At 63.6% G+C, this 10,486-nt stretch carries 9 protein-coding genes and 1 pseudogene; all 10 read left to right on the top strand.

The genetic code is table 11. From position 1 onward, the window contains the following. Nucleotides 1-495, top strand: a 495-nt coding sequence (locus tag VP06_RS37035; protein ID WP_048462739.1) for a hypothetical protein, incomplete at its 5' end; no start/stop codon positions are given. Then, the gene (locus tag VP06_RS05045; RefSeq protein WP_048462738.1) at nucleotides 492-758 is read left to right on the top strand and encodes a hypothetical protein; all 267 of its coding nucleotides are present in this window, start codon (nucleotides 492-494) and stop codon (nucleotides 756-758) included. The genes VP06_RS37035 and VP06_RS05045, both read left to right, overlap by 4 nt. A gap of 11 nt (nucleotides 759-769) precedes the next feature. Continuing rightward, the gene (locus VP06_RS35955) at nucleotides 770-1,168 is read left to right on the top strand and encodes a hypothetical protein (RefSeq protein ID WP_156295457.1); all 399 of its coding nucleotides are present in this window, start codon (nucleotides 770-772) and stop codon (nucleotides 1,166-1,168) included. Further along, the gene (locus tag VP06_RS38705) at nucleotides 1,165-2,229 is read left to right on the top strand and encodes a hypothetical protein (RefSeq protein WP_048462737.1); all 1,065 of its coding nucleotides are present in this window, start codon (nucleotides 1,165-1,167) and stop codon (nucleotides 2,227-2,229) included. The genes VP06_RS35955 and VP06_RS38705 overlap by 4 nt, the downstream gene beginning before the upstream one ends. Before the next feature lie 205 nt (nucleotides 2,230-2,434). Next, complete coding sequence (locus VP06_RS05035) at nucleotides 2,435-2,893, top strand: helix-turn-helix domain-containing protein (RefSeq protein ID WP_048462736.1); 459 nt, start codon at nucleotides 2,435-2,437, stop codon at nucleotides 2,891-2,893. A 1,071-nt stretch (nucleotides 2,894-3,964) separates the two neighbouring features. Then, nucleotides 3,965-4,387, top strand: coding sequence for a DUF5681 domain-containing protein (locus VP06_RS05030; RefSeq protein ID WP_048462735.1), 423 nt, complete (start codon nucleotides 3,965-3,967; stop codon nucleotides 4,385-4,387). Nucleotides 4,388-4,730: 343 nt separating this feature from the next. After that, nucleotides 4,731-4,904, top strand: coding sequence for a hypothetical protein (locus VP06_RS35950; RefSeq protein ID WP_156295456.1), 174 nt, complete (start codon nucleotides 4,731-4,733; stop codon nucleotides 4,902-4,904). Beyond that, nucleotides 4,904-5,338, top strand: a complete 435-nt coding sequence (locus VP06_RS05025; protein ID WP_048462734.1) for a hypothetical protein — start codon at nucleotides 4,904-4,906, stop codon at nucleotides 5,336-5,338. The genes VP06_RS35950 and VP06_RS05025 overlap by 1 nt, the downstream gene beginning before the upstream one ends. A 541-nt stretch (nucleotides 5,339-5,879) precedes the next feature. Then, nucleotides 5,880-6,089 (top strand): hypothetical protein, encoded by a 210-nt coding sequence (locus VP06_RS05020; RefSeq protein ID WP_048432599.1) that lies wholly within the window; start codon nucleotides 5,880-5,882, stop codon nucleotides 6,087-6,089. A gap of 3,351 nt (nucleotides 6,090-9,440) precedes the next feature. Continuing rightward, nucleotides 9,441-10,486 (top strand): annotated as a pseudogene (locus VP06_RS05015) (hypothetical protein); the annotation flags it as partial.

Raw genomic sequence — 10,486 nt, 5'->3', positions numbered from 1 at the left:
ATAGACGTTACCCCCATCGTCACGGCGGGCCAGAACGCCCCCGGAACGGCGGCCTCCGGCACCCCTAAACACGTTGGGGCCATCGTCAGGCAGGCGACCTACAAGCGTCGCGGGCGCTACGCTCCAGCCAAGGCGATCCTGCTCCCGAACGCCCCCCCGGATTTCGAGGGTTGGCTGTTCGACCGCCTCGGTGCGCTTGAGTGGGTGAAGATCGAACAGCCGGAGCAGGCGCCCCGGACAGAGCCCGCCGAAGCCTCGACCTCGCCCGTGCGGGCGAGCGCCCTGCCGCTTCGTGCGGCCGACTACGACCCCGAACTCGTCGCGCACTTCCGGTGTGTGGTTGATGTGCCGGCGCCGGCCGAGCGCCTCGCGCCAGTTCGGGCCGAGGTAGTGCGCTGGACCCTGCCGCCCGACGCCAAGCCGATCCGGTGGGCACCTTCGATCCGGGCCATCCTTGCTACTGCGACCCCGATCCGATTGGAGGCCGCGGAATGATCGACGCCGCCGACCGTTGGGGGCCGTTCAGCCCCGGGATCGATGCCCCCGAGCGCGTCGCCCGCTGCCGCTGCCTTGAAGCCGTGATCCACCTGACCACCGGCCCGCGTGGACAGGAGGCGGTTCGCCTACTGCGCCAGGCCGAGCGGGATCCGGCCGTGCTGCCCGCTGCCGCCCGGGCCATCAACGCTATGCAGACCCCGGACAAGAGACACGTCTGGGCCTCCTATGCTGTTCTGACCAAGCCCTATCCCGCAACCTGATGAGGTGTGCCATGGAGCAAGAGACCCCCGTCGACTACTCGACCGTGTTTGCCGCCGTCGATGCACAGTTCCCACAGCCGCCGCGCAATCGACGTGAAGAAAATGCCCGAATACAAGCTGATGCCGCTGCTGTTTGGGAAGCTGGAGGGGTTAATTGGCTTGTTCGCGACATTGCGCACGAGTTACTCATGTTTGTTGCCCAAGGAAAATCTTCCGCGGAGACTGCCCCGCTTCTGCGCAAGTATGGGCTCCGTGCATTTAGAGCGACTCGCTCTATACGAGCCATGCGCGCCATCTGCCATCTCGCGGCGGCTTATGAGACTGACGAGCGCCGCGCTACTATCCGTCGTGACATGCTGGACAAGGCATGGGACGGCATCGGCGACGAGAACGGGACCTGGATGGCATGACCGCCGGCCTCGAGACGTTCGCGAAGGTCCGCGCCTTGCACGATCGCGCCTCGACGCCGGGCGAGAAGGCCGCCGCCGCGGGCCGGATGGAAGCGCTGGCCCGCTCCGCCGGGATGACGGTCGCAGAGGCGGTGTCCAAGTTGGACGGGGCCACCGTGCCGCCGCAGCCCCGGAGCTTTTTCGAGGACCTGTTCAACAGCCCCGAGCAAAAGGCTTGGCAGGCCGAACGGGACCGGGAGCGCGCATCCCGCCGGGCCGAGCTGCTGGATGTGTACGGCAGCCAAGAGGCCGTCTTCGCCGACACACCGCGCGAGGCTGCCATGCGCGCCGCCTGCGAACCGCTCATCACGCGCCGGCCCATCACCGGCGGGGAGATAGACACCCTGGACGGATGGAGCGGTGTCTTCGATGGCCGGTCCAAGCTGCCTGACAGCGTGCGCGACGCGGTGTCGGGCGCCTGGCCGCTCCCCCGGACCGTTGCCGAGGCTTGGGCCGAGTTCGACGAGGCCGAGGCGCTGGATACCGACCGGGCGGTTTTCTTCTACGAATACAGCCCCGAGCATTGGGTTGAGGCCCGGCGCTACGTGCTGGAAGAACTCCTCAACACCCTGCCGGCGCGGTCCCTGAATGACCTTCGGGCCCGCCTCTCTTGGTTCGACTACCACAACGCCCGTGAGATACACCCGGACCCGGCCGAAGAGCGTGTGCGCCTCGCCACCCTGCGGGCCGATATCGAGCGCATGGGCGCCCGCATCCGGGAGCGGGACGGAAACCCGACGCCGCCCGTCGAGGTTTCGCGCTCGCCCGATCCGGCGTCCTCGCCCGTCCAATCTGGACGGCCGGTTGATCCCCCCGATGCGGGGAACCAACCGTGCGAGGAAGGGGCATCCCGCCCGGCATACCCCTCGCGCCGGACCAACGCCGAGAAGCGCCGCGCCGTCCTCGACCTGCTGCGATCCAATGCCGACGATCCCGGCAATGCCGTCTCCGATCGGGAGATTGCCCGGCGGGCCGGTGTCTCGCCCCAGACCGTCGGCAACATCCGGCGGGCGCTGCCATGAGGCCTCGGACAGGGGCCAGATGGGCGGCGTTTCGGCGTCGAACGGACGCCGCAGCGAAGCCCCTGATCCGACACGAAAAATCGGGAAATCGAGAATTTCCCCATAAGTGCGCCCATTCGGGACTTCGCGCGGATAGAGCGCCTACTCGACTCCCGTCCGGCGAGCGCACCATTCGCGGCATCGCAACCTCCGCCGGATGGGCAGCATGAGACGGGTGAGCAACAGCGGGTCGGGCGCCCGGCCAGCGCAGCCATCGGGCAACCCGGCGCCTGCCGACACGCGGCAGCAGGTCGTTGACGCCGCCGTGGCCCGCGTCGTTGAGAACGTCACGGCCAGCCTGAAATCCATGATCCCCGAGCACGCCATTCGCAGGCTGATCGAGCTTGAGGTTCGTGCCGCTGTTCAGGCCATGCCGTTGCAGGAAGCGCCTCTGCCTCTGCCAGATCCACAGCCGTCATCCACCCTTGCATCGGATCGGATTGCCTACCGGGTGGAGGAGGTTGCCGAGATCGCGGGCGTCAGCCGGGCGCTGGTGTGGAAGTGGATCAGAAAAGGCGGCCTGCTGTCCCGCAAGATCAATGGCGTTCGCCTCATTCGCCGCGTCGACCTGGAGACCTTCATCGACGCCATGCCGGCATCACGGGGAGGCCCGAAGGATGAGTGATGCGAGCTATCGCGCCGGGGCTTTGGCCGTTCTTTCGGTGGCCGAGGAGGATGCCGCCGCGATCCGCGCCCGACCCGATGCAGGCGGAATACGCCAGAAAGCCGCTGCGGAGGCGCTGGAGGCGTTTTCGGCCGCTGTCCGGTTAGTAGCCCCCGAGCCTAGAAGCGCCGTCAGCGAGGCTCTGAGGGCAACTAAAGGCATATCGGGTGACAAGGGCGAGATCCCGTGCCCCGACTGCGCTGGCCGGCTGCGATGACGGCAGTCTCATCCGGGCTGGCGTGATTGCCTTTTTTATGGACTGACAAAACGCCTACGCTACCAGCACCCAAACCACTCCCTGTCTTAGCAAAAATCAGCAACCCGGCCTTGATTGCCTGTTCGATAATTCAAGTCCGCACCTATCGTTCAGGCATCGAACCCGCGACGAAACGGCAACGCAGGGCCATCGATCCGCGCCGGTTTCCAGGCTTAACAGGCCCCAGATGTGGAAACCTGAGTGGAAACCGAGGCGGTAGTTTCGATTGCCCCTCGCGCGTTGGCGCTGGAAACCTCCGTGGAAACCAGCGCCAAATCGGCGCCCGTTTTGATTGATTGCCCCCCTTGAGCGCTTCCAGAAAGTCCCAGGAATTCAAACGGGAAGAGGCATCCCCGCGCGCGTAGGTGTAGCGGCGCCAGCTGAGGGCTTTGACAATGTACAAGCCCTCCCTCGCCGCTTCCTCGCGCGCGAGGACGAAAGCGCCGGAAACCGTGGATAATATACACAGTTTCGGCCGCGTCCTCGCGCGCGAGGGCCGTGGGGCATCTTGTACATTGTACAACTTGCTGTCGTCGAGGCATCTCCGTGCGCGTAGGAGCGCCACCGACCTCGTTGACAATGTAAACGAAGTTAGCTCGCTATCCCCGCGCGCGAGGGGCGCGACCTTCTCAGGATCGCCACCGCGATTGATATCCGTTGATTGTTTTTCAGAGATCGTCGTTCCGGCGGTTGCAACGCCGTATGGCGAAACAGTCATTATTGCCTAGTCAATGCCCTGTTCGTCTGTTACGATCCTGTAGTTTCAGGAGTTAGGTGTGTCAAAACCAGGAACCTTCAGCAAGGGGCAGAGCGGTAATCCAAGAGGAAGGCCGAAGGGCGCTCGCCACAAGACGACAGTCGCCATGGAAGCGCTCCTAGAGGGCGAAGGACAAGAGATCACTCGCAAGGCGATCGAACTCGCCAAGAACGGTGATACCGTCGCGCTGCGGCTCTGCCTTGAACGACTGATCCCGGTTCGGAAGGATCGTCCGATCCGGTTCGCCCTGCCACCCATCGAAAACCCGGCAGATCTGACGAAGGCCACCTCGGCATTGCTGGCGGCTGTCGCTGCCGGCGACCTCACACCCTCGGAGGCCGCTGAACTCGGCAAGCTGGTCGACGCTCACGTAAAGGCGGTAGAGGCGGCGGACTTCGCCGAACGCCTGGCCGCCCTCGAAGCCAAGACGGGAGGAGCATGATGCACCCCAGGATGAAAGATCGGCTGGACCGGCTTGAGGCTCAGCGGGGGGCGCCTCAGCAGTCGCCTCCGCCCGGGATGATCCCGGTGCTGATGTTTGCCATCGCATCCCGGCTCGGCGGCTACCCGCAACCGCGGGACCAAGCGCCGCCCTACCTCGACGACGGGGTGAGCGACGGGCTCGCTCGCGCCCTGGGCTACCGTGACGGGTCCGAGATGGACCGGGAGGCCAAGAGCGAAGCCGGCACTGAGGCGTGGGGTGCCAGGATGGAGGCTGCCTTTACCGAGTTGCTGCGGACCGAGGGCATCGACCGCGGCCGAGCCGGCGAGCCGGCGAGGCGGCGGTGTTCGGCGGCTTCGTCCGCATCCTCGACGAGGCGGCATCGTGCAAGCAGGCTGCGAGCCTCATCACTGGCAGGCCGATCGCCGGATGGGGAGACATCGGCGAGCGCCTGGACGAATGGATCCGCGCCACCGGCCTGTCGCCGGACCGGGTGCGTGCGGAGGCTCGGGCTTGATGCATGCCACCCTCGAACGTCGTCTCGTCGCCCTTGAGGCGGATCGGGCTTCCAAGGCCGCGATGCAGCGCCCCTTCATGGGCGCCGCCAACCTGATGGTGCTGCTGATCGCGGGCCACCTCGGCGGCATGATGGAGCAGGAGGCTGTCGCTGAGGCTTACGGCCGGGCGCTGGGCTACGAAAGCGGGTCCGACCTGAGATCGGCCCTTCGCGCCGAGGGCGCCATTCTGGACGGCGAGGAACACCAGCGCCGGCATCGCGAGGCCGTGGATCGCCTCCTTGCCATGAAGGGGGTCAGCGTCACGAACGGCGGCACCCCTGTGTGCGACGTGCTCCAGGCGCTATTCGACGAACTGCCCGAACACGTGCGCGAGCACTCGTTCGGGCGGAAGGTCAGGGACAGCCTCAACGAGGTGATGGACATGTTTCTGTGAGGCGTGCGGCGCTCGGCGCGCGACCCGCCTCCGGCAGCACGTGCAGGCTGTCGATCGCTCGAAAAACGGATGCCTCAGGACTAACATTTATGAACACCCCAGATGCCCGGGGCAGCGCAAAAAGAAGTGCCTAGAAGCGACGAAAAATCACGAAAAACCACCATTAAATACAAGCCTGAGCCCTTCGGGGGACCCCGACCGTGTCAACAAGTGTCAATAGGGCGGATGCACTGAAAGCCGATCGCACCTCAACATTCCTCAACGGGTCGGGCGCGCTGCGGCGCCGCAATGACGGCATTTGACAGCCGCCCATTGCAGGTGGGGAGCCTGTAACCACCCCTGTAGTCGCCAGCGCGGAAGCCATCGGCGACCCTGGTTTTCCGTAGTCTCCCGTAGGAGGTTGCGGCCGAGCCTTGCACGCGCGTTGGCGGCATCCAAAAACCCCTCGGAAATCAAACCACCTTCGGCAACGGCACTAGGAACCGAGCCCAGTCGCATGGCTTGCCGTTTACGCTGGTATCTCACCGGCAGGAGGCATGCCATGTCGAGCGATACCGAGAAGCACCAGCAACTCCTCAGCGCTCTCAAGGCCGCGCAGGGCAAGGGTGACGGCTCGTTCGAGGAGGCGGTTACGCGCGCCTTTGAGCACGTCTTCGACCACCTGGACCGGCTCCACTCCCATGTGTCGCAAGGCGGCCCTGACGGTGAGGACCGTCACCTGAAGCCTGGCGAGTCGCCCACGCTGCGATAGGTGCTCTGATTCGAATACGAGGGGCGGAGCACCACGGGTGCGCCCGCCGCTGCCGGAGTTGCCGGCCGGGATCGCGCCGCGGATCGGTGTCGGCGCTGGTGTTGGGGCGGGCATCCTGCCGTTCGGCGCGCTGCGGATGCCGTGAGCCTTGAACCGCATTGAAAGAAGGCAATCATTATTAAAAATAGACTCCCCGGGCTTTTCCGGGGGATATTTGTTATGATTTTCCGACACTTAATAATTAGTGACAACGCAATATACCAGCACGTTTTTGGCAATTAATATTACATTTTCCTCTTTTGTCTCCCGGACATGTTTTCAGGCAAGCGCGAAATATTGGAAGACCAGACTGACATTGATCCAGCTGACGGCACACAGATGGACAATGTCCGCCGTTTCTACAGCCCCGGCAATCGACTTGGCCGGCCCATGCTGAGCTGGTGGAGAGGGCGACGCCCGTACCGAGCAGGGTCAGGGTGAGCGCCAGGGCGGTCAGGATGCGGGTCATCAGATCCCCTTATTTGCAGCTGGTGGAACAGGCGTGACCCGGCGCAGGAGCGACGGTCAGGGCTGCGGCGGTGCCGATGGCGAGCATGAGGGCGAAAGTCAGGGTGGAGAACAGGCGCATGGCTGTCGGTCCTAGACCGATGGCGGCCACAAGACGATCTTGGGCTGTCGGCGGCTGCACTCTAATAGCACCGCTGGCAGCGCTGATCCCCCGTTTGGGGGCAAGCTTAGCGTGATTTTGTCAGCTGGCACGAGATCCATCTCTGCTGGTTAGCGTGCTGATCTCTCGCTGCTGCATAGCGTAGCGGCTCATTTCAGGTGACGCTGCCACCTCTGCGACCCTGCCTCTCGGCAGAGCTTAGCGACGGTTCCGCGGCCCTGCCGGTCACAGGCCCATGCCTCGCCGTAGCCGTTCGAGCGCGGCTTCCAGCCCCTCAAGGGCTGGCGCAGGACTCCGCCGATCCTCCTCACCCATAATCATCCCCCTTTCCGGGGAAGTTTGCTTTTGGGCGACTTGGATTACTGGCATGGCCCTGGGGGCTGCGACGTTGGGCGCTGATGGCCGTTGCGGCTCGGGACGCGGGATTGGCCGTCTTGCCGGCGCTGGGGCCCCACGGGCCGCCTGAACTCGCGCATTCGCTGCCGTGAAGGCTACGGCGTACTCCTCGCCGAACCGATGCAGGATCGCCCGGCGCTGAAGGCCGCCCTCGGTGCGCTGGTAGCGTTTCCCGGGATCGGGCTCGTAGCGGGCCAGAAAGCCCACCTCGACCAGGACCGCGAGGGCGCCGCGCACCCGGGCTTCGGTGAGCCCGAGGTCGGTGCGATCGGCAATCGCCCGCCTATCCACCGGGATCGCGCACAACAGCCGCCTCGGGCTGCTCCAAAAGCGCGCGAGCCACACAGCTAGGGCAAAGGCCGCATCCCGGTTCTTCCGGTCCGCCAGCGCGGCCAAGAGCCGATCGCGGATCCCGGCCGGCAGTCGGTACGGGCCGGTGCTGTCGGGGCACCAAGGCGACGTATCGCGTCGGGCTGATCTCGAACCAAACCGGGAGATCTCCGGTTTGCCCGCTCCCCCGTTCCGGGGACCGCGCTTCGCCACCACCGCAGCCCGTTGGCGCGGCTCATCAAATCCCCTCGGGGCGGGCATTTCGCCACCACCCCGGGCATAGGCGTGCGTCATCGTTCGGCCCTCGTCGGGCCGCGGGTCAGCATTCGGCGCCGCCGGTCGGGCGGTCCGTCACAGGCAAGCCGAGCCCGTCTCCGAAAGCGACGCTTTCAGATTGACTCGCACAGCGATTTCGGGGGATGATCCGTCTGCAAACGACTGGATCGGCCCCCTCGGGGCTCTAGACCCTGGTGGCCCTGGCAGGCTTCCGGGGTCTTGCTTTTTCAGGTGGCTGCTGTCGCGGCGGTGATCCTGGTAGCGACTCGCGGGATGCGAGACGCCTTAATCAGCCATTCGGCACGAACGGCAACGGTTCGTCAAACTTTGGCGAGGCTGACAGCTACACGGGGCGCGGGAGGACGGTTCGCCCGGGCGACGCGGAATTCGGTGAAGACGGCGATCCTGCTGGCGCCGATCGGATGAGCGTCCCAGTCTACCTCGTCCTCACGTCCGGCTTGGCTGCCGCCTGTAGCCTGGCCGCGGTCCTGCGGCTGCGGCGGGTTAATCGACATATTGGAGCCCAGCGCCTCCTTCCTGTATTTGCAATTAGCCTGTTTCGCCAGAGAACTCACAATCATAACGATAGTATAAATTCTATATATTCAAAAAATACACTATATTGTATATATTGCGTCATACCTTATCATGATGTGTCACGCTTACAACAGCTTGGCCAAAAAAAATCACTCTGGGATTAGAAAGAATGACTTCGCCAAATCATGCACTTAAAACGACCCCAATCTGTATGGGGAAGGCCCATGAGTCAGTTCCAGTCGTTGCGCGGCGCTATGCTTCGGAGCGCATCAATCGTTAGCCTCTCGGCCGCAGCCGTAGGAGCGGGCTGCTATGGTTCAGCGGCTCAGACTGTTTTATCAGTTTGCAACCCCTCTCCCGGAGCAGTCAATGTATCCAGCGTTACGTGCGGTCCAGGTTTAAGCAATTCTGCTACAATTTATCGTATCAACACTCAATCTAATTTCTCAGCATCTGTTGTTCCAAATACCACGATCACCAACGAGAATACTTCAACAAACGGAGATCCTCTTGGCGTAGTAGGCGTGCCTGCCGGAAGTCAAACTTCTGTAAATTTATCCGTTAGTGGCTCCACATTTATCAGGTCCATTAGTAATTTTTCTTCATTATTTGTCGGGCAAGTAGCTGATATTAATATTCAATCCACAGCGAACATTGTGGCCGGCAGCGACTCTAGCGTTGGTATCTTCGCCTATACAAATACATCAACAGGCTCGAATACGATTTCGATAACAAATCAACAGGGCGGTGCAATCTACAGCTCCGGTCCAGGAATAACGACCGCTTCGACAAGTGGAAGTATCAATATTGTTAACTCTGGACTTATCGCACAAGGTGCAAGTTCTGGACCAACAATTAATGGAACAACTTATCCAATTGCCACAAGCACAGGAAGTAACAGTGATATCGACGGCAACGTTGTATTGCAAACATCTCTAAATAGAGGATTGATTGCGCAAACTGCAGGAGCCGGCAATATATCCATATCGAATTCCTCAACAGGTGTAATTAACTCTCTCGGCAGTGTTGCAATTTATGCCACAACGAGCGGCGTCGGGACGATCGAGATCACCAACAGCGGCACGATCACGGCCGGCAGCCTCTATGGTATCTACGCCGACGCGAGCGGCACCACGAGCGGGGGCGTGACGCTCGCCAACACCGCCGGCGGCACAATCACCTCGGCCAATATTGGCATCCAGGGCTCCGCGCGTGCCGCGCCTCTGTCCATGACCAATGCCGGCACGATCACTGCCCCTTATGCCGGCCTCGTTGCCGGCAACGTCAGCGGGGCGCTCACGGTCGGCAACAGCGGCTCTATCGTCTTCGGTCGCTTCGGCCTGCTGGCGGGCAGCGCGCTCGGCATCACCACCGTAACTAACAGCGGAACGCTGACCCAGACTGGGACGCCCTCGACTGACAGCAGCGCGACCTCGGGCCTGCCGCCCGCGATCCGCGCCAACCTGCCGGGCACCGGCACCTGGGGTGTCTACGCGGTGGGCGGTGTCGCTCCGCTGAGCCTTCTCAATGACGCGGCCGGCAGGATCACCGCCGGCACTGGTCTCGAAGGTCGCGTCTATGGCGCGGCCCAGGCCAGCTCTTTCGGCTTCACCGGCCCGTTCCCGGCCAGCAACGGCCCGCTTTCGATCGAGAACCGCGGCACCATCACGGCCACCGCCGACGGCATGGTCGGCCGCGCCTTCGGGTCCGGCGCCGTCAACCTCACCAACTCGGGCACGATCTCAGTTGCCGCGGGCGGACGCGGCATCGTGGCCCGTCTGCAATCCACCAACGACGTCGCGGTCGCCAACAGCGGCTCCGTCTCGGGCGGCGACTTCGGCGTTACCGTCAACCATCTCTCGACAACCGGCAACAGCTCGGGTGCCGCTGTCCCCAGCGGCGCGACGCTGGTGACCAACGCCGCCGGCGGCCGGATCCAGGGCAACGACACCGCCGTCGACGTAGTGACGTATAACGGCGCGGTGACGATCCAGAACGCCGGCACCATCGTGGGTGGGGACCGCGGCATCACCGCCAACAACAACTACAATTACCGCGACACGACTCTGGTCCCGTCGAGTTTCACGCGCGCCACCTCGAACCTCACGATCGAGAACCTCGCCGGCGCCACCCTCAGCGCGACGAGCGACCAGGCGCTGCGGGCCAACTGGGGGTCATCGCAGAATGTGTC

This window comes from Methylobacterium aquaticum, from assembly GCF_001043915.1.
In the GTDB taxonomy this organism is placed as follows: Bacteria; Pseudomonadota; Alphaproteobacteria; order Rhizobiales; family Beijerinckiaceae; genus Methylobacterium; species Methylobacterium aquaticum.
This window is presented reverse-complemented; position numbering and strand designations above follow the sequence as displayed.

Excerpts from the sequence above, each read along its gene's own strand:
- VP06_RS05020 (WP_048432599.1), top strand. The coding sequence starts at position 5,880 with ATGTCGAGCGATACCGAGAAGCACCAGCAACTCCTCAGCGCTCTCAAG.
- VP06_RS35955 (WP_156295457.1), top strand. The coding sequence starts at position 770 with ATGGAGCAAGAGACCCCCGTCGACTACTCGACCGTGTTTGCCGCCGTC.
- VP06_RS05045 (WP_048462738.1), top strand. The coding sequence starts at position 492 with ATGATCGACGCCGCCGACCGTTGGGGGCCGTTCAGCCCCGGGATCGAT.
- VP06_RS05025 (WP_048462734.1), top strand. The coding sequence starts at position 4,904 with ATGCATGCCACCCTCGAACGTCGTCTCGTCGCCCTTGAGGCGGATCGG.
- VP06_RS38705 (WP_048462737.1), top strand. The coding sequence starts at position 1,165 with ATGACCGCCGGCCTCGAGACGTTCGCGAAGGTCCGCGCCTTGCACGAT.
- VP06_RS05035 (WP_048462736.1), top strand. The coding sequence starts at position 2,435 with ATGAGACGGGTGAGCAACAGCGGGTCGGGCGCCCGGCCAGCGCAGCCA.